Annotated in this window: 20 protein-coding genes and 1 pseudogene; 10 read left to right on the plus strand and 11 right to left on the minus strand. The window is 72.5% G+C overall.

Annotated features, from left to right (window positions below):
• Position 1 precedes the first annotated feature (1 nt).
• Positions 2–430, minus strand: a complete 429-nt coding sequence (locus tag D0D15_RS00695; RefSeq protein ID WP_094002714.1) for a nuclear transport factor 2 family protein — start codon at positions 428–430, stop codon at positions 2–4.
• 10 nt (positions 431–440) lie between these two features.
• On the minus strand, positions 441–1529 hold the full coding sequence (locus D0D15_RS00700) for an epoxide hydrolase family protein (RefSeq protein WP_094002852.1): 1089 nt from the start codon (positions 1527–1529) through the stop codon (positions 441–443).
• Between the two features lie 163 nt (positions 1530–1692).
• Here D0D15_RS00700 and D0D15_RS00705 point away from each other — a divergent pair.
• A pseudogene (locus tag D0D15_RS00705) lies at positions 1693–2826 on the plus strand (FAD-dependent oxidoreductase); the annotation flags it as partial.
• Here the strand turns inward: D0D15_RS00705 and D0D15_RS00710 are convergent.
• Positions 2773–3747, minus strand: a complete 975-nt coding sequence (locus tag D0D15_RS00710) for an EamA family transporter (RefSeq protein WP_341867281.1) — start codon at positions 3745–3747, stop codon at positions 2773–2775. The pseudogene D0D15_RS00705 and the gene D0D15_RS00710 overlap by 54 nt on opposite strands.
• Positions 3748–3825: 78 nt before the next feature.
• Between D0D15_RS00710 and D0D15_RS00715 the strand changes: the two genes are divergently transcribed.
• From D0D15_RS00715 to D0D15_RS00725, 3 genes are all read left to right on the plus strand, one after another.
• Positions 3826–4701: a LysR family transcriptional regulator gene (locus D0D15_RS00715; protein WP_094002712.1), complete on the plus strand. Its 876-nt coding sequence runs from the start codon at positions 3826–3828 to the stop codon at positions 4699–4701.
• 296 nt (positions 4702–4997) lie between these two features.
• Positions 4998–5825: a DUF1206 domain-containing protein gene (locus tag D0D15_RS00720; protein WP_167481434.1), complete on the plus strand. Its 828-nt coding sequence runs from the start codon at positions 4998–5000 to the stop codon at positions 5823–5825.
• 23 nt (positions 5826–5848) lie between these two features.
• Positions 5849–6241, plus strand: coding sequence for a hypothetical protein (locus tag D0D15_RS00725; RefSeq protein ID WP_115944144.1), 393 nt, complete (start codon positions 5849–5851; stop codon positions 6239–6241).
• A gap of 9 nt (positions 6242–6250) precedes the next feature.
• On the opposite strand, the gene D0D15_RS00730 is transcribed toward D0D15_RS00725, so the two are convergent.
• Positions 6251–6838, minus strand: coding sequence for a cysteine hydrolase family protein (locus D0D15_RS00730; RefSeq protein ID WP_094002710.1), 588 nt, complete (start codon positions 6836–6838; stop codon positions 6251–6253).
• Between the two features lie 62 nt (positions 6839–6900).
• Here D0D15_RS00730 and D0D15_RS00735 point away from each other — a divergent pair, with 62 nt between their 5' ends.
• Complete coding sequence (locus tag D0D15_RS00735; protein ID WP_094002709.1) at positions 6901–7278, plus strand: VOC family protein; 378 nt, start codon at positions 6901–6903, stop codon at positions 7276–7278.
• 41 nt (positions 7279–7319) lie between these two features.
• Positions 7320–7652 (plus strand): glyoxalase superfamily protein, encoded by a 333-nt coding sequence (locus tag D0D15_RS00740; protein ID WP_094002708.1) that lies wholly within the window; start codon positions 7320–7322, stop codon positions 7650–7652.
• A 63-nt stretch (positions 7653–7715) separates the two neighbouring features.
• Here the strand turns inward: D0D15_RS00740 and D0D15_RS00745 are convergent, their stop codons facing one another.
• Both D0D15_RS00745 and D0D15_RS00750 read right to left on the minus strand, forming a co-directional pair.
• The gene (locus D0D15_RS00745; RefSeq protein ID WP_143266123.1) at positions 7716–8057 is read right to left on the minus strand and encodes a hypothetical protein; all 342 of its coding nucleotides are present in this window, start codon (positions 8055–8057) and stop codon (positions 7716–7718) included.
• Between the two features lie 240 nt (positions 8058–8297).
• Entirely contained in the window at positions 8298–9080 is a 783-nt protein-coding gene (locus D0D15_RS00750; protein WP_233156984.1) for a transglycosylase SLT domain-containing protein, read from the minus strand.
• A 510-nt stretch (positions 9081–9590) separates the two neighbouring features.
• On the opposite strand from D0D15_RS00750, the gene D0D15_RS00755 reads away from it, so the two are divergent.
• From D0D15_RS00755 to D0D15_RS00765, 3 genes are read left to right on the plus strand one after another with little or no spacing between them, the layout of a single operon-like run.
• Entirely contained in the window at positions 9591–9950 is a 360-nt protein-coding gene (locus tag D0D15_RS00755) for an ArsR/SmtB family transcription factor (RefSeq protein ID WP_094002705.1), read from the plus strand.
• Positions 9947–10435 carry an SRPBCC family protein gene (locus tag D0D15_RS00760; protein WP_094002704.1) on the plus strand — a complete coding sequence of 163 codons (489 nt, stop codon included), beginning with the start codon at positions 9947–9949 and terminating at the stop codon, positions 10433–10435. Before D0D15_RS00755 ends, D0D15_RS00760 begins: the two co-directional genes overlap by 4 nt.
• Position 10436: 1 nt before the next feature.
• Positions 10437–10988 carry a maleylpyruvate isomerase family mycothiol-dependent enzyme gene (locus D0D15_RS00765; RefSeq protein WP_094002703.1) on the plus strand — a complete coding sequence of 184 codons (552 nt, stop codon included), beginning with the start codon at positions 10437–10439 and terminating at the stop codon, positions 10986–10988.
• A gap of 91 nt (positions 10989–11079) precedes the next feature.
• On the opposite strand, the gene D0D15_RS00770 is transcribed toward D0D15_RS00765, so the two are convergent.
• The 4 genes from D0D15_RS00770 to D0D15_RS00785 are packed head-to-tail and all read right to left on the minus strand — an operon-like array spanning position 11080 to position 16786.
• A complete protein-coding gene (locus D0D15_RS00770) occupies positions 11080–12300 on the minus strand; it encodes an epoxide hydrolase family protein (RefSeq protein WP_094002702.1) in 1221 nt (406 codons plus the stop codon).
• Between the two features lie 15 nt (positions 12301–12315).
• Positions 12316–12756 carry a MarR family transcriptional regulator gene (locus D0D15_RS00775; RefSeq protein ID WP_208646159.1) on the minus strand — a complete coding sequence of 147 codons (441 nt, stop codon included), beginning with the start codon at positions 12754–12756 and terminating at the stop codon, positions 12316–12318.
• A 41-nt stretch (positions 12757–12797) separates the two neighbouring features.
• Positions 12798–15158: a bifunctional salicylyl-CoA 5-hydroxylase/oxidoreductase gene (locus tag D0D15_RS00780; protein ID WP_094002701.1), complete on the minus strand. Its 2361-nt coding sequence runs from the start codon at positions 15156–15158 to the stop codon at positions 12798–12800.
• On the minus strand, positions 15158–16786 hold the full coding sequence (locus tag D0D15_RS00785) for an AMP-binding protein (RefSeq protein ID WP_094002700.1): 1629 nt from the start codon (positions 16784–16786) through the stop codon (positions 15158–15160). Before D0D15_RS00785 ends, D0D15_RS00780 begins: the two co-directional genes overlap by 1 nt.
• An 85-nt stretch (positions 16787–16871) precedes the next feature.
• Between D0D15_RS00785 and D0D15_RS00790 the strand changes: the two genes are divergently transcribed.
• On the plus strand, positions 16872–17720 hold the full coding sequence (locus tag D0D15_RS00790; protein ID WP_244214919.1) for a PaaX family transcriptional regulator: 849 nt from the start codon (positions 16872–16874) through the stop codon (positions 17718–17720).
• Here D0D15_RS00790 and D0D15_RS00795 read toward each other — a convergent pair whose 3' ends face one another.
• Positions 17721–17933, minus strand: coding sequence for a winged helix-turn-helix transcriptional regulator (locus D0D15_RS00795; protein ID WP_115944147.1), 213 nt, complete (start codon positions 17931–17933; stop codon positions 17721–17723). It lies immediately after the preceding gene.
• Positions 17934–18091 lie beyond the last annotated feature (158 nt).

The following is an 18091-nucleotide window of genomic DNA, read 5'->3' on the forward strand; positions in this document are numbered from 1 at the left end:
GTCAGAGCGCCCGGCCGAGGGCTTCGGTCAGGGCGACCGGGGTGATCACGAGGTGGTCGAAGCGCCAGCCGTGCGCGGTGCGGCGCGCCCGGTAGTGGTGGACTCCGGCCGCGACGGCCTCGGTCTTGTCGTCGAGGACGAACACGGCGATGTCGTGGGCCCGCACCGTGGCGGTGTCGCCGTCGACGTCGATGACGAGGTTGGCCTTGCTGTGCAGGGTGCGGACGTAGGTGTCGTGCCCCGAGCGGGCGAGTTCGACGAGGGCTTCGATGCCGCGCGCCTCCCCGCGCAGGGAGGTGACGACGACGTCCTCGGTGAACAGCCGGCCGGTCTCGTCGTAGCGGCCTTCGTCGAGCCACACGCTGTGGCGGGCGACCAGCTCGGCGAGCTCGGCGCGGTCGGCCAGCGCGCGGATCGGCGTCTCTGTCATGGCGGTCTCCTCAGGACGTCAGGGCGGTCAGGAAGAAGGTCCGGACGTCCTCGGCGAAGAGGTCCGGCACCTCCATGGCGGCGAAGTGGCCACCGCGCTCGAACTCCGACCAGTGCCGGATGTCGTACAGCCGCTCGGCCAGCGGCCGCACCGACTGGGTGATGTCGTGCGGGAGCACGGCCACGCCGACCGGCACCCGGCACGGCAGGTACTGCCCCCGCGGGGCGTCGTGGTGCAGCCGCGCCGAGGAGGCCGCGGTCGCGGTCAGCCAGTACAGCGAGACGTTGGTGAGCAACCGGTCGTCGCTGATCCGCGAGTCCGGGTCGGTCCAGTGCGCGAACCGCTCGGCGATCCAGACCAGCTGCCCGACCGGCGAGTCGGTCAGCGCGTAGCCGATGGTCTGCGGGGTCGCGGCCTGCAGGGCCTGGTACGGCGGGCGGTTCGCCATCAGCTGCCTGACCTTGTCCAGCCGGGCCTCGTCCGTTTCGGACAGTTCGACGCCGGCATCGGGGTCCGGCCGGGTCGGCAGGTAGTTGATGTGCACGCCGACCACCTGTTCGGGCGCCACCGAGCCGAGCGCCAGGGAGATGCCGGCGCCGAAGTCGCCGCCTTGCGCGCCGTACCGCTCGTACCCGAGGCGGCGCATCAGCTCGGCCCACGCCCGCGCGATCCGCTCGGCGCTCCAGCCGCCCTCGTGGGTCGGCCCGGAGAAGCCGTAGCCCGGAATGGACGGGATCACCAGGTGGAAGTCGCGCGACAGCGGCTCGATCACGTCCAGGAACTCCAGGAACGAGCCGGGCCAGCCGTGGGTGAGGACCAGCGCGAGCGCGTCCGGTCTGGCCGACCGGACGTGCACGAAGTGGATGCTCTGGCCGTCGATCTCGGTGGTGAAGTGCGGCAGCTCGTTGAGCTCGGCTTCGTGCTTTCGCCAGTCGTAGCCGCTGCGCCAGTGGCCGGCCAGTGCCCGCAGGCGTGCCAGCGGGAAGCCGTAGTCCCAGCCGGCGCCGGCGACCTCGTTGGGCCAGCGGGTGCGGGCGAGCCGGTCGTTCAGGTCGTCGAGGTCGGCCTGGGGGATGTCGATGCGGAACGGTTCGATCATGGTGCCCAGCTCCCGGTTGTCCATTCGGCTACCTAACGTTAGCCACTCTATCGTTTGCTGGCCTAACGCTATCACACTCATTGGTGGGCCGAACGAATTTTTTCCCTGACCGGTGGTTGCGCCCCCACTCGGCGTGGTAGTCCTCCTCCCGAGGAGGGCGGACATGGTGGAGCGGGCCGAGGTGGTCGTGGCCGGCGCGGGTCCGGCCGGGCTCGCCGCGGCCCGGATCCTGCAGGGCGCCGGGCTGCACGTGCTGGTCTGCGAGGCCGGGGACGACATCGGCGGCCGGGTGCGCACCGACGTGATCGACGGGTTCCGCCTCGACCGCGGGTTCCAGGTGCTGCTGCCCGCCTACCCGGCCGTGCGGGAGCTGTCCGGCCTCGCCGACCTGCGGTTGCAGTACTTCACGCGAGGGGTGATCGCGGACGGGCAGGCGCTGGCCCCGCCGTGGCGGCACCGCCGCGCGGTGCGGGACCTGCTCGCCTGCACCGCCGGCCGGCCACGCGACGTGGCCGCGCTGCTGACGATGTCGGCACGGGACGTGCTCGCCCCCGCCCGCCGGCTCGAAGCCGGTGCCGATTCGAGCATCGCCGAGGACCTCGCCCGGCGCGGCGTCGGCGACCGGACGGTCGACGAGGTGCTGCGGCCGTTCCTCGCCGGGGTGTTCCTGGACCGTCCCTTGAGGACGTCCGCGCGGGCGTTCCACCTGGTGTGGCGGAGCTTCCTGCGCGGCGGCGCGGCGCTGCCCGCGTCCGGGATGGGCGCGCTGCCGCACCTGCTCGCCCGCGATCTCGTGCCCGGCACCGTCCGATGTGGAGTCCGCGTCACCGGGATCACCGGCGAAGGCGTCACGACCGACCGCGGCGAGGTGCTCGCGCGGGCGGTGGTGGTGGCCGCGGCGGACGGCCTGCTCGGCGTCCCGGCGCCGGAGTGGCACGCGGTGACCACCTACTACTACCGCACGAGCGGCCACCCGCCGTCCCGGCAGCCGACCCTGCGCACCGACAGCGGTGACCTGCTGGTCAACACCGCGGTGATCAGCGCCGTCGCGCCGGGGTACGCGCCGCCGGGCCAGACGCTGGTCGCCGCGTCGGTGCCGGAACGCTGCGACACCGGCAACGAGCTGGAGCCGCACGTGCGGACCACGCTCGCGCGGATGTACGACACCACGACCACGGACTGGGAGCGGGTCGAGACCTACGCGATCGCGCGGGCGCTGCCGGTCATGCCGGCCGGCCACCCGCTACGGCAGCCGGTCCGGCTCGCCCCGGGCCGCTACGTGTGCGGGGACCACCGCGACACCAGCTCCATCCAGGGCGCGCTGGTGTCCGGCCGCCGCGCGGCGACGGCCGTGCTGGCGGATCTGCGCTCCCGGCCGTGACCGCTGCCCGGCGACGATCGCGGCCAGGGCCAGGGCGAAGCCGGTCAGCTGAACCGGTCCGAGCGTCTGCCCGAGCACGACGACCCCGAGCAGCGCGGCGACCATCGGCGACAGCAGGCCGAGCACGGCGACCGAGGTGACCGGCAGCGTCGTGATCCCGCGGAACCACAGCACGTACGCCAGCAGCCCGCCGGCGAGCCCGAGCCACAGGTAACCGAGCACCGCGGGGACATCGACCGCGGGCGGGGCGCCCTCGACCAGGAACGTGACCGGCACCAGGAACAGCCCGCCCGCGGTCAGCTGCCACGCCGCGAACGCGGTCGGGCCGGCCTCGGCGGGACGGCCCCACTTCTTGGTGAGCGTGACGCCGAGCGCCATGGTCGCCGCGCCGCCCAGCCCGGCCAGCACGCCGGCCACGCCGAATCCGGCCGCCGGGCCGAGCACGACCAGGCCCACCCCCACGACACCGGTCACGCCCCAGGCGAATCGCCACGCCGACGGGCTTTCCTTCAGGACCGCGACCGCGAGCACGGCCACGATCAGCGGCTGGGTGGCGCCCAGGGTCGCCGCGACGCCGCCGGGCAGCCGTTCGGCGGCGACGAACAGCAGCGGGAAGAACAGGCCGATGTTGAGCACGCCGAGCACGGCGGCCTTCCACCACCAGGCCCCGCGCGGCAGGGTCCGCGTGGCGGCGAGGGCGATCAGGCCCGCAGGCAGGGCCCGGAGCAGGCCCGCGAACAACGGGTGGGCGGGCGGCAGGAGTTCGGTGGTGACCACGGAGGTCGATCCCCAGACCACGGGCGCGAAGGCGGCCAGTGCGGTGTCGCGAAGTCTCACCCGGCCAGTCTCGGTCGCCTTGATCCATGAGTCCAACACATGTTCGTCACCTGACCGATCGTGCGGCACGATAGATCGGTGGAACTCCAGCAAATGCGCTACGTCGTCGCGGTGGCCGAGACCGGCAGCTTCACCCGGGCGGCGCAGCGATGTCTCGTCGTGCAGTCGGCGCTCAGCCACCAGGTCGCCCGCCTGGAGCGGGAGCTGGGGGCGCGGTTGTTCGACCGCACCAGCCGGCGGGTGCGGCTGACCGCGGCGGGCGCGGCGTTCCTGCCCGCGGCGCGGCAGTGCCTGGACTTCGCCGAGCGGGCGGCGGCGGAGGTGGCGGCCGCGGTCGGCGAGGTGCGGGGCCGGCTGAGCGTCGGGGTGATCCCCACGGTCGCGGCGGTCGACCTGCCGGACGCGCTGCGAGTGTTCCGGCAGCGCTACCCGCAGGTGCGGGTCCGGCTGCGGATGGCGGCGAGCCACGAGCTGGTCGAGCAGGTCCGGGAAGGGGCGCTGGACCTGGCCTTCCTCGGGTTGCCGGTCACCACGCGGCCCGAGGGCGTGCGGGGACACGAACTGGCGCGCGACCGGCTCGTCGCGGTGGTCGCGCCCGGGCACGCCCTGGCGGGGCGGGCGGAGGTCGACCTGCGGACGCTCGCGGCGGAGCAGTTCGTGGACTTCACGGCGGGCACGCCGGGCCGCGCCCAGTCCGACCAGGCCTTCGCGGCGGCGGGGGTGCAGCGCGAGGTGGCGTTCGAGGTCACCACGGCCGAGCTGATGGCCGGGCTGATCCGGGCGGGCCTCGGGGTGGCGATGCTGCCGTCGACGTACGCGCCGCACCTGTCCGGCGTGGCGACGGTCCCGGTCACCGACGCGCCCGGGCGGATCGAGCACCTGGTCTGGAGCACGGCGGGCCTCACCCCGGCGGCCGCGGCGTTCCTGGAGGTGCTCGGCGTGCCGGCCGGGTAGGGCGGTCCGCGGGCGGACATCCCGCCGCCGCAGGGTGGGGAGCCTGCCACACCGTGGCCGGGGATCGGCGTTCGGTGTGGTTTCCGTTGGCGCTGCTGCGTTTCCCGCCGATCCGCTGGTGCAGACCCGGTACGGCTACGCCCCTACCAGCCGGAGCGACAGGCGGGGTTCCGCACCACGACGCTGGCGGTGCTCGGCGTCGTCGCAGGGGTGCGCCCTCGGCGTGCTCCTCTCCCGCCCGGCTTAACCACGCCACCTCCGGGGTACACCCGATCGAGTGACGAGGAGGTGCCCGGATGACGAGCAACGCGACAGGCGCCGGTTGGGCGGCACGGGTCAGGGGCCGCTCCGCGGCGCAGGCCGCCGGGCGCGCGGGCATGGTCTGCTGGGGGCTGGTGCACCTGGTCGTCGCCTACCTGGCGGTCCGCGTCGCGACCGGGGACGGCGGCAAGGAGGCCGACCAGAAGGGCGCGCTGCAGGAGGTCGGATCCACGCCGGCCGGCCAGGCGATGCTGTGGGTGCTCGCCATCGGACTGGTCGCGTTCGGGGGGTGGCAGTTCCTGATGGCCGCCCGCGGCTACACCTGGGTGCCCCGGCGCGGCAAGCGGGTGCGCAAGCGCATCGGCTCCGGGGCACGGGGCGTGGTGGTGCTCGCCCTGGCCTACACCGCGATCCGGCTCGCCACCGGCAGCGGCTCCGCGCACGGCAACCAGCCGCAGCAGGAGTTCACCGCCCGCCTGCTCCGGCTGCCCGCCGGGCAGGCGCTGGTGGCGGTCGCCGGGGCGGCGGTGATCGCGGTCGGCGTCGCGGCGGCGGTGAAGGGGATCAAACGCAGCTTCCTCGACGACCTGAACACCCCGAAACTGCCCGCGGGCAGCACGAAGTGGGTCGAGTGGCTCGGCTCCGCGGGGTACGTCGCCAAGGGCGTGGTGTACGCGATCATCGGCGGGCTGCTCGGCTACGCCGCGCTGCGGTCGGACGCCGGCCAGGCGGGCGGGGTCGACAAGGCGCTGCGCACGCTCGCCGCCCAGCCCTACGGCGTCGTGCTGCTGGTGGTCGTCGCGGCCGGGCTGGCGGCGTTCGGCATCTACTGCTTCGCCGCGGCGCGCGCGCACAAGAGCTGACGCTTCTGGCTAAGCTGACGCCCGTGACCATCTGGACGGACGTCATCAACTACGTACGCATCCGGTACGAGGTGCTGGAGGAGAGCGAGCACTGGCTGCGCTTCCGGCTGGACACCGACGGCGGCCGCAGCCAGCAGGTCACCGTGCACCACCTGCCCGACCTCGACGGCGCCGAATGGGCCGAGATCTCCTCGGCCGTGGGCTGGGCCGACAAGATCGACCTGCGCCGCCTGCTCGAGCTGGCCGGCGTCTCGTCGATCGGGGGCGCCGCGGTCGTGGACGGGGTCGCGCTGATCAAGCACACCGTGCCGCTGACGTCACTGCACCTGCGGGAGGAGTTCGAGCGGCCGCTGCTGTCGGTCGTCGCGCAGGCGGACGCGTTCGAACACGAACTCTCCACCGGCGACGAGTTCTGACCCGCCGCGCTAGCCCGCGGTGATCTCGGCGGCCGTGCGGCAGCCCGCGGTCGCCAGGTCCAGGTTCGCCAGCGAGGCCCGGTGCACCGCCTCGTCGGCGGCGGCCACGCAGTCGCTCACCGGGTGAACGGTGAACCCGAGGTCGGTGGCGTGCCGCGCGGTCTGCTCGACGGTCAGGTTGGTGGCGACGCCGGTGACGTACAGCGTGGTGACGCCGGCGTCGCCGAGGCGGGCGGCGAGGTCGTTGCCGGCGAGCCCGGAGAGTTTCTGGTTGTCGGTCACGTGTTCGGCGAGGTGCGTCATCTCGGGGATGATCCGGGTGCCCGGGGCGCCGGGCCGGAACTGCTCCTGCGCGTCGCCGACGGCCCGCATGAACGCGGTGTTGCGCACGAGCCGGCCCTCGTCCTCGGGGATCGTGAAGCGGGTGAAGTAGACCGGGATCCCGGCGGCGGCGGCCCACTGGTGGAACCGGACCGCGCGGCCGACGACGCCGCTGCGCTCGACGGGCGCGGCGAGCATACCGCCGAAGAAGCCCTCCGGCTTGATGACGTTGACCTGCCAGTGCAGGGCGAGCACGGCGGCGTGTTCCATGGTCATCCCCGCAGCCTAGCGGCGGCCTACAGTGGGGACACCAGGTTCGGCGAGGAAAGGAGCCGGCGATGGCCGTCCAGCTCAACCACACGATCGTCGAGGCGCGGGACCGGGCGGAAACCGCCGAGTTCCTGACCGGCGTCCTCGGCCTGCCCGGCCCGGTCCCCTACGGCCCGTTCCTCGTGGTGCAGGCCGACAACGGGGTCTCGCTCGACGTGCTCCAGGTCGACGGGCCCGTGCACCCGCAGCACTACGCCTTCCTGGTCAGCGACGCCGAGTTCGACGAGATCTTCGAGCGCATCACCAGTCGCGGCCTGCCGTACTGGGCGGACCCGTTCCAGAAGGAGCCGGGGCGGATCAACCACCACGACGGTGGCCGCGGCGTGTACTGGAACGACCCGAACGGGCACCGGCTGGAAATCATCACCAAGCCCTACGGGGGCTAGAGCGGCGGCGTTCGCCCTGGCTGGTCTGCGACGATGGCGCCATGGACGAGGAAGCCATTCCCATTCTGCGCGTGGCGGACGCCGCGGCGGCGGTCGCGTGGTACGAGCGACTGGGCTTCGCCAAGCAGTGGGAACACCGCTTCGAACCGGGACTGCCCGCGTTCGTCGAGGTCGCGCGGGGCGGCGTGCGGTTGTTCTTGTCCGAGCACACGGGAGACGCCCGCCCCGGCACGCTGGTCTACCTCCGCGTCCGTGACGTGGAGGCCGTCGCCACCGAGTTCGGCGTGCCGGTGACGGACGCTCCGTGGGCGCGTGAGGTCGAGCTGCGCGACCCCGACGGCAACCGGCTCCGGGTCGGCACGCCGACGGAATGACGCGCGCCGGCGGCGACGCGGTGCCGGTGGCCGAGAAGGACGGCCGGCGCCGGACGCGGTGTCCTAGAGCAGTTCGGTGCGGCAGCCGAGCCGCTCCCCCAGCTCGGCGAGCAGCGGACCCGGGCCCCGGTGCCCGCGCGCGACGGTGACGGGCACGAGCCGCCCGGCGAGCCCGGTCGCCACGTTGTAGATGCGGTAGACGACCCGGGCCCCGGCGGCGTGCTCGTGCACCTCGACGCGCCCGCACCACCACCACTGCCCGCGTGCCTCGATCCACCCCTGCGCCGCGTCCTTGCGCACCCGCAATGGCGTGGCGGAGGCCGAGAACGCGGTGCTCAGCACGAGGTCCCGCACCTGCGGCAGGGGCGCGTGCACCAGACCCTGGTGCACGCCGAGCAATCTCATGCGGCCCCCTGGTGAACGGCGGATCACGTGATCCGGCCCCGCGGGACGATCACGGACACCACGTCAGCGCTCACGACCCGGCTACGGAACGGGTGGCTCCGGCGGCCGGGCGGACGCGGCGTTCGGCGAACGGGCGAGGTGGGCACGCCGGCTCCACCGCGCGTACACAGTGGACGGACCGTTCCCGAGCCCGGCTGACCACACGGGCGTCCGTCCGAAGTGGACGGGCGCCCGTCGTCGTCAGTAGCCGCGGTAGCCGCTGCCCTTCCGGATGGACTTCAGCCCGGGGTGGCCGTCGAAACCGCCGTAGCGGCTGATCGTGTAGCGCACCCCGGCGATGATGTTGTCCACCGGGTTGAAGATGTCGTCGTGGCCGGGCAGCTTGTGCGCGTTGAAGGTCGAGTCGATGCACTGCATCAGCCCCTTGGAGGGGTGACCGGCGCGCCAGTTGCTGTCCCAGCGGTTGACGGCGTTCGGGTTGCCGCTCGACTCCTTGTCGATGATCGTGCGGATGGCCTGCACGTCACCGCCGCCGACCGGCACGCCCTGCGCCCGCATGACGCGGATGGCCTCGTTGATCCAGCCCGCGATCGGGTCGCCGGTGGTGTCGAACACCTCCGGCGCGGGCGGCGGGGCCGGAGCCGGTTCCGCGACCGGGGTTTCCACGGCGACCGGCTCGGGTGCCGCGACCTCGACGGCGGCGGGGATGTCCAGCACCGGCGCCGGGGTGGTGACCACCCACGTCGACGGCGGCCCGAGAACCGGGACGGCGGCCACGGTGCCGGCGACCGGGGTCGCACCGGCGGCGGGCGCCGGCGGGGCGGCCTCGCCGCTGCCGCTCGCCATCGCGAGCGGGCTGGCGGAGCCGGCCACGGACATCATGAGCAGGCTCGCCGAAACGGACGTGCGCGCGCCGATCCGGCCGAGGTTCTTCGGTTTGGCTGCGTGCCGCGGGCGGTACCTGTCCGGGGAAAACAGGGCCGCCTTCCGGGGAGCACGGTTGTTGGAATTATGGCTTCCCATGAACGGGAGGTCTCCTTGCTTGACGTTCAGCCACGCCGACCCTGTCGGGGGCCAGGCCGGCGGGAGCCACACGAGACGGAACGGGGGATTTCCGGTCTCCGCGAGGCCTCGGCCAGATTACGAACACGCAACGGAGATATCACCAAACGGTGACTGACCACACAGTTTGAGGGGGTGGCGTGCGATCTTGCGGACCGGCTGTTCCCGCAGCTCTAACAGCGTTTCTACCGCTGGGTAATAGCACTGCTACTGCCTCCCGCGCGGGCCGATTCGCGGGCCCCGCGAGGTTACGGGCGAAGCAAGGGATCTTCACCCCTCGCGCCCAGCCTCACACCGCCACGCTCCCCCCGGTGATCACCGATCAGCGCCGCAATCCATCACCCGCCCGCGTGTTCGAATAGCACCGATCACTTTCTTTCGTGACCCGTCCAGCCTTCCTCAACCAGTCGATTGACAACCTGGGGACGGGTGCTCTACCGTCGTCCGCAACCAAGTAGTTGAGGAAGCAGGGTGGACGAGACTACCGAGCGGCTCAACCGCGTGTTCGCGGCCCTGGCCGACCCGACCCGGCGCGACCTGGTCGCCCGGCTGGCCGCCGCGGACGCGACCGTCGGCGAGCTGGCCGAGCCGTACGACATGAGCCTCCAGGCGGTCTCCAAGCACGTGAAGGTGCTCGAGGAGGCCGGTCTGGTGACCCGCAGCCGGATCGCCCAGCGGCGGCCCGTCCACCTCGACGCGGAGGTGCTCGACCTGATGACGAAGTGGATCGAGCGCTACCGCCGCCAGGCCGAGGAGCGGTACCGGCGCCTGGACGCCGTGCTGTCCCGCCTGACCGGCGACACCGGCCAGACCCAGGAGGACGCATCATGACCACGCCCCAGCAGGAAACCCGGATCGTGGCGGCCGAGAAGGTGCCGACCATCGAGATCATCCGCGAGTTCGACGCACCACCCGAGCAGGTGTTCCGCGCCCACGTCGACCGCGACCTCTACGCGCGGTGGGTCGGGCCGCGCTCGCTGACCACGAGGATCACCAGGTGGGACGCCCGCACCGGCGGCGAATGGGCCTTCGCCAACGACCGGGACGGCACCGAGATCGCCTCGTTCTACGGCAGCTTCCACGAGGTGCGCCCGCACGAGCGGATCGTGTGGACCTTCACCTACGAAGGCGAACCCGACGGGGTCGCGCTGGAGACGCTCACCTTCGAGGCGCTCGGCGGCGGCCGGACCCGGCTGCGGGTGCTGAGCGTGGTCGAGGACTTCGAAACCCGCGACGGCATACTGTCCAGCGGCATGGACGTCGGCGTCCGCGAGGGCTACGAGAAGCTCGACGAGCTGCTGGCCGGGGGAGCCTGAGATGACCCCGGCCCAGCAGCACGCACACGACGCGGCCCGCTTCACCGAACTGGTCGAGTCCGCCTCCCCCGGTGACTGGGCCCGCCCCAGCCCGGTTCCGGAGTGGACGGCGCTGGACATCGTCAAACACCTCGTCGAGTGGTCCCGGGCGTTCCTGCGCGGCGCCGGGATCGACCTCCCGGCCCTGGACGTCGACGCCGGGCCGGCCGCCGCCTGGAAGCAGCACGTCACCGACATCCAGGCCATCCTCGACCACCCCGGCGGACGGGTGCACAGCAACCCGCACACCGGCGACAAGCCCGTCGACGAGGCGGTCGACCAGTTCTACACCGCCGACGTGTGGATGCACACCTGGGACCTGGCCAAGGCACTCGGCCGCGAACCCGACCTCGGCCAGGACCGCTGCGCCACCGTGCTCGCCGCGATGCGGCCGATCGAACACCTCCTGCGCGACAGCGGCCACTACGGCCCCGCGGTCCCCGTCCCCGCCGACGCGTCCCCGCAGGACCAGCTGATGGCCTTCATCGGCCGCGACCCGGCCTGGCGCCCCTGACCAGGTCCTTCTCGCTCCACACTCGCTCAGCCATGAGCTCCCTTCCTAGATCGAGAGCCCAGACTGTCAACAACCTCCGTCAGTTTCAGACCTAGCGGCGGCCGCGGAAGGTGCGCCTCAGGTCCGCCACCCAGGCGTCCGGCACCTCCCAGGGGATGAAGTGCCCGCCTGCGTCGTGGGCGGTCAGGTTGACGTGGTTGTACCAGGCGGCGTGGTCGCTGTCCAAGAAGTGCCGGACCCGGTCCCCGGTGCTGACGCCGGGCGGGTTCTCGTAGCCGACGAAGGTGATGCCCGTGGGCGCCTCGACCACCGGCCGGCGGTCGTGCGAGGGGGTCCACGGGTAGCGGTTGTTGTTGGCGTAGGTGCGGATCGACGTGCCGATCGAGTTCGTCACCCAGAAGATCATCGCGTGGGTGAGCAGATCGTCCTTGCTGAACACCGACTCGATGTCGCCGCCGTTGTCGCTCCAGTTCACCCACCGTTCGAGGATCCAGGCGAGCATCCCGGCCGGCGAGTCGGTCAGCCCGTAGGCCAGCGTGCTCGGGTGCAGCATGTGCGCGGCGAGGTGCACGGCGAACCGCCGGTCCAGCGCGATCAGTCCGGAGTGGACATCGGCGGGCAGCCCGGCGGGAAAGGGCTTTCCGCCGCCGAAGGCCCACGCCCGGTCGCCGGTGAACAGGTCGAGCCGCAAGCCGGATCCGATGTGGATGGCGTACAGCTCGCCGGCGTACTTGTGGCCGAGCTGTCCGGTGACCAGCGCCCCGACGTCACAACCCGCGGCGGCGTACCTGTCGTAGCCGAGGACGCCGGTCATCAGCGTGTGCCACAGGTCGGCGACCTTCCAGAAGTTCATGTCCGGGTGGCGCGGCAGCGGCGAGGAGAACCCGAAACCGGGGAACGACGGGACGATCACGTCGAACGCCTCGGCCGGGTCGCCGCCGTGCGCGCCGGGATCGGCCAGCGGGCCGACGACCTTGGACCAGTGCCAGAACGTCCACGGCCAGCCGTGGGTGAGGATCAGCGGCACCGGATCGGGCCCCACCCCGGGTTTGCGCATGAAGTGCACCGGCACGCCGTCGACGTCGACCCGGTAGTGCTCGTAGGCGTTGATCGCGGCTTCGGCGCGGCGCCAGTCGTATCCGGTGCGCCAGTAGCCGACGAGCTCGCGCAGGTAGTCGCGGTTCACGCCGTAGAACCAGTCCTCGTTGCCGACGTCGTCGGGCCAGCGGGTCAGCTCCAGGCGCCGATGGAGGTCGTCGAGCACCTCCTCGGGCACGTGGATCGGCTCCGGCACCAGCGGGAAGTCAGTCATCGTCCACTCCTGCGGTCACTGCACCGTTCGTCCCTGATCGAGTTCGACCAGGCGGGCCAGGGCGGGCAGCGCCGCCGCGATGGCCGTGCGCTCCGCCGGGGTGAGCCGGCCGGCGAGTTCGGCGAGCCGCGCCTGGCGCTCGGCCCGTCGTCCGTCCACGACCGCCGCCCCCGCCTCGGTGATCCGCACCAGGACCCCGCGGCCGTCCGACGGGTCCGGCTCGCGCCGCAGCAGCCCGTCGCGCTCCAGCTTGGTCACGATCTGGGTGATCGCCGACTGCGTGACCTGTTCGCTGGCCGTCAGCTCGGTGAGTCGCCGCGGGCCGCGGCGGGCCAGCGTGTGGAGCACGGACAGCGTCGTGAAGCTCCGCCGCTGCCCGGCCGGGAGCCGGATGGCCATCCGGGTGAAGTCCTCGAACACGGCGGTCAGCTCGGCGACGCTCAGTTCGGCAGGCACCGGCGAAGTGTATCAGTAACTCAATTAGTTTCTGATGTTCTTTACGGCCGCCAGCGGCGGTGCGCGGTCCCCGGCTCCCCGCGGCGGATCAGCTCCAGCCTGGGCTTGGGGCCTTCGGTGCGGCCGGTCTGCGGGCGCCGGGACCCCGCCCGCCACGGCAGCGGCCACTCCGCCCCGGGGCCGGAGTACCCCTGCTCCGCGGCGGCGTGCAGCGTCCAGTTCGGGTCGTACAGGTGCGCGCGGCCCAGCAGGCACAGGTCCGCGCGGCCGGCGAGCAGGATCGAGTTGACGTCGTCGTAGGAGGAGATGACGCCGACCGCCATGGTCGCGATGCCGGTTTCGTTGCGGATGCGGTCGGCGAAGGGCGTCTGGTAGGACCGGCCGAACGCGGGCTTCTCGGCGGGATCCACCTGGCCGGTGGACACGTCGATGACGTCCGCCCCGGCCGTGGCGAACGCGCGGGCGATCTCCACCGAATCCTCGGCGGTGATGCCGTCGTCGCACCAGTCCGTGGCCGAGATCCGGACACTCATCGGCCGGTCCGCCGGCCACACCCGCCGCATCGCCCGGAACACCTCGAGCGGGAACCGCAGCCGCGCCTCCAGCGACCCGCCGTAGCCGTCGGTGCGGTGGTTGGTCAGCGGTGAGATGAACGACGACAACAGGTAGCCGTGCGCGCAGTGCAGTTCGAGCAGGTCGAACCCGGCGTCGGCGGCCCGCGCCGCGGCGTCGGTGAACTGGCGCCGGATCACGCCGAGATCGTCCGGATCGAGTTCGCGCGGCACCTGGTTCACGCCCTCCCGGTAGGGCATGGGCGACGGGGCGACGACCGGCCAGTTGCCCTCCGGCAGCGGCTGGTCGATGCCCTCCCACATCAGCCGGGTGGAGCCCTTGCGCCCCGAGTGCCCGATCTGGATGCCGATCTTCGCGGTGCTCTCGGCGTGCACGAACTCGGTGATCCGCCGCCACGCCCGCGCCTGCTCGTCGGTGTAGATCCCGGTGCAGCCCGGGGTGATCCGGCCGATGTCGGACACACACACCATCTCGGTCATCACCAGGCCCGCGCCGCCGAGCGCCTTGCCGCCCAGGTGCACCAGGTGGAAGTCGCCGGGCATCCCGTCGCAGGCCCGGTACATGTCCATCGGGGACACCACCACGCGGTTGCGCAGCTCCAGCCCGCGCAGCCGGAACGGCTGGAACATCGGCGGCCGCACGCTGCCGTCGCCGTGGCCGCGCCGCTGCTCGTGCCCGGCGAACCAGCGGTCGGCGCGGTCGACGAACCCGGGGTCGCGGACGCGGAGGTTGTCGTAGGTGACGCGACGGCTGCGGGTCATGATGTTGAACGCGAACTGCACCGGCTCCTGGTGCACGTACTGGCCCAGGTTCTCGAACCACTCCAGGCTGGCCTGCGCCGCGCGCTGGGTCGACTCGACCACCGGCTTGCGCTCCGCCTCGTAGGCGATCAGCGCCCGCTCCACGTCCGGCTGCTCGTGCAGGGACGCGGCGAGCGCGAGCGCGTCCTCCATCGCGAGCTTGGTGCCCGAGCCGATCGAGAAGTGCGCGGTGTGCGCGGCGTCCCCGAGCAGGATGACGTTGCCGTGGCGCCACCGCTGGTTGCGCACCGTGGTGAAGGTGATCCACCGGGAGTTGTTCGCCAGCAGCCGGGCGCCGCCCAGCACGCCGGCGAACAGCTCCCGCACCAGCTCGATCGACTTCTCGTCGGACTCCCCCGGCGCGAACTCGCGGTCGGCGAAGGCGGCGAACCCGGCCCGCTGCCACACCTGTTCGGCCATCTCCACGATGAAGGTGCTGCCGTGCGCGTCGAACGGGTAGCCGTGGATCTGCATGACCCCGTACGGCGTCTGTTCGATGTAGAACTTGAACGCGTCGAACACCTTGTCCGTGCCCAGCCACATGTAGCGGCACGAGCGGTCGTCCAGGGACGGGCCGAACACGCCCGCGTGGCGGGCGCGCACCGCCGAGTTCACCCCGTCCGCGGCGACGACGAGGTCGTACTCGGCCGCGAGCCGGTCGGCGTCCGGGGCGGGCGTGGCGAAGTGCAGCCGCACGCCCAGCCCGGCGCACCGCTGCTGCAGGATCTGCAGCAGCCGTTTGCGGCTCATCGCGGCGAACCCGTGGCCGCCGCTGGTGAGCACCTGGCCGCGGAAGTGCACGTCGATGTCGTCCCAGCGGGCGAATTCCCGCGCCATCTCCCGGTAGACCTGCTCGTCGGCGTGCTCGATGCCCCCGAGTGTCTCGTCCGAGAACACCACGCCGAACCCGAACGTGTCGTCGGCGGCGTTGCGTTCCCACACGTCGATCTCGTCGCCCGGGCCCAGGTGCTTGGCCAGCGCCGCGAAGTACAGCCCGCCCGGCCCGCCGCCGATCACCGCGATCCGCATCACCGCTCCCCCGCGTGATCGCGCTCGCGAAGCTTGTAGCGCTGCAGCTTTCCGGTGTTGCTGCGCGGAAGATCGGAGACGAACTCGACCGCGCGCGGGTACTTGTACGGCGCGATCCGCGCCTTCACGAAGTTCTGCAACTCGGACACCAGGGCCTGGTCCGCCTCGACGCCGGGTGACGGGACGACGAAGGCCTTGACGAGCTGGCCGCGTTCGGGGTCGGGCACGCCGACCACACCGCACTCGAGGACGGCCTCGTGCGCGAGCAGGGCCTCCTCGACCTCCGGCCCGGCGATGTTGTAGCCGGAGGAGACGATCATGTCGTCGTTGCGGGCCACGAAGTAGAGGTAGCCGTCCTCGTCGGCGACGAAGGTGTCGCCGGTGATGTTCCAGCCGTCCTGGACGTAGGCGGCCTGGCGGTCGTCGGCCAGGTACCGGCAGCCGGTCGGCCCCTTCACCGCCAGCCGCCCCGGCGTCCCCGGCGGCAGCGGCTTGCCGTCTTCGCCGAGCACGGCCGCCCGGTATCCGGGCACGGCGCGGCCGGTGGCGCCGGGCCGGATGTCGTCGTCGGCGGCGGAGACGAAGATGTGCAGCATCTCGGTCGCGCCGATGCCGTCGATCAGGCGCAGGCCGGTCGCCTTGTGCACCGCGTGCCACGTCGCCTCCGGCAGGTGCTCCCCCGCCGACACCGCCCGCCGCAGCTTGCCCAGCGCGCGGACCCGGTTCGAGCGGAGCATGGCGCGGTAGGCGGTGGGGGCGGTGAAGCACACGGAGACGTCGTGGGCCTCGATGGCGTCGGCGAGTTCGTCGGGGGTCGCCTTTTCTATCAGGAGCGTGGCCGCGCCGGCGCGCAGCGGGAACACCAGCAGGCCGCCGAGACCGAAGGTGAACGCCAGCGGCGGGGTGCCGGTGAAGACGTCGTCCGGGCGCGGCCGCAGGACGTGCCGGGAGAAGGTGTCGGTGATCGCCAGGACGTCCCGGTGGAAGTGCATGGTCGCCTTCGGCCGCCCCGTGGTGCCCGACGTGAACGCCAGCAGCGCGACGTCGTCGGCCGCGGTGTCGACCGCGGTGAACCCGCCCGGCGCCGCCCGCGCGCGGGCCATCAGGTCGTCCGGATCGCCTCCGCCGTACCGGACCACCGGCGCGCCGGCCAGGTCGGCCGCCACGAGTTCGCCGTCGAACCGCGCGTCGCACAGCGCGAGGTTGACCGCGGCGATCCGCGCGATCGCGGTCAGCTCACCGGCCCGCAGCAGGGGCATCGTCGCCACCGCGACGGCGCCGGCCTTCATCACCGCGAGCCAGCAGGCCGCCAGCGCCGGGGTGTTCGGGCCGCGCAGCAGGACCCGCTGCCCGGGAACCACGCCGAGCTGTTCGGTGAGCACCCAGGCGAGGCGATCGACCCGGTCCCGCAACTGGCCGTAGGTCCAGGTTTCGCCGTCCGGGGTGAGCAGGCACGGGCGGTCCGGCCCGAGCCGCTCGACGACCGCGTCGAGGAGTTCGACGCCGCAGTTGAGCCGCGGCGGATACCGCAGCTCGGGCAGTTCCTCCAGGAACTCCGGCCAGGAGTGCCGGGGCGGCAGGTTGTCCCGGCAGAACGTGTCGGCGTGCGCGGAACCCGGGAAGGTCATGCCCCAATCATTCTCTTTTCGTGACGGTAGTCAAGACAGCGATAGAAATGATGGAGCCGGGGACGCCACCGCGCGGCGGGTTAGAGTGACTGCCGTGGCCACCGGTGCGGACGAGAACAACGGGCGTGGGCAGCAGCCGCGGGCGCTGATCGTCACCGTCTACGGTCTCTACGCCCGGGAGGCGGGCGGCTGGATGAGCGTCGCCGCGCTGATCCAGCTGCTGGCGCACTGCGGGGTGGACGAGCCGGCCGTGCGGTCCGCGGTCTTCCGGCTCAAGCGGCGCGGGCTGCTGACGGCGGCGAAGGTCGGCGGGGCCGCCGGGTACGAACTGTCCGCCACCGCCCGCGAGATCCTCGACGAGGGCGACCGCCGCATCTTCGAGCGCCGCCGGGCCGATGCCGGCGAGGGCTGGCTGATGGCGGTGTTCAGCGTGCCGGAGTCCGAACGCGACAAACGGCACCAGCTGCGCTCCCGGCTGTCCTGGCTCGGGTTCGGCACGGTGTCGTCGGGGGTGTGGATCGCCCCGGCGCACCTGCTCGGCGAGACGCGGGAGGCGCTCCTGCGCCAGGGCCTGGATCCCTACGTCGAGCTGTTCCACGCCGACCACCTGGGTTTCGCCGCGACCGCGGAGCGGGTGCGGGACTGGTGGGACCTCCAGCGCCTGCACGAGCTGTACGACACGTTCCTGGGCCGCCACGAGCCGGTGCTCGCGCGCTACCGGCGACGGCGCCGCATCGACGGCGCGGAAGCGTTCGCCGACTACGTCCACGCGCTCACCGACTGGCGGCGGCTGCCCTACCTCGAACCCGGGCTCCCCCTGGAGGTGCTCCCGGCCGGCTGGATCGGCCTCCGCGCGGCGGAGGTGTTCTTCGAGCTACGGCGCCGGCTCGCCGGGCCCGCGCACGGGCACGTCGAACCCCTGCTCGCGCGGTAGTCAAGCCACGCCGGGACCAGGCGCTGCCGTCCCGCGGTCCCAGCGGGCGCGGGACTCGATCACGGTGTGGCGGTGCTCCGCCGCCCAGTCGGCGACGGCTTTCAGCACGAACGTGAGGCTGTGGCCGGTGGGAGTCAGCGCGTACTCGACGCGGGCCGGCACCGTCCATGTGTCGCCGATGCGGTCCAGGACCTCCCGGACGTCGCAGGCCATCGGGATACGCCGGCCGTACGGACTGGACGATCCTGCGCAACGGCATCCACGGCTGCCACGCCGCTGCCGGGCGGCGATGCAGGCCAGGTGCAGTCCGGTCGACAGGCCACCCCGGGAACGTCCCAGAGCGTGCTCAGCAGGCTCGGAGCCGAAGTCCT

Source organism: Amycolatopsis thermalba (genome assembly GCF_003385215.1).
In the GTDB taxonomy this organism is placed as follows: domain Bacteria; phylum Actinomycetota; class Actinomycetes; order Mycobacteriales; family Pseudonocardiaceae; genus Amycolatopsis_E; species Amycolatopsis_E thermalba.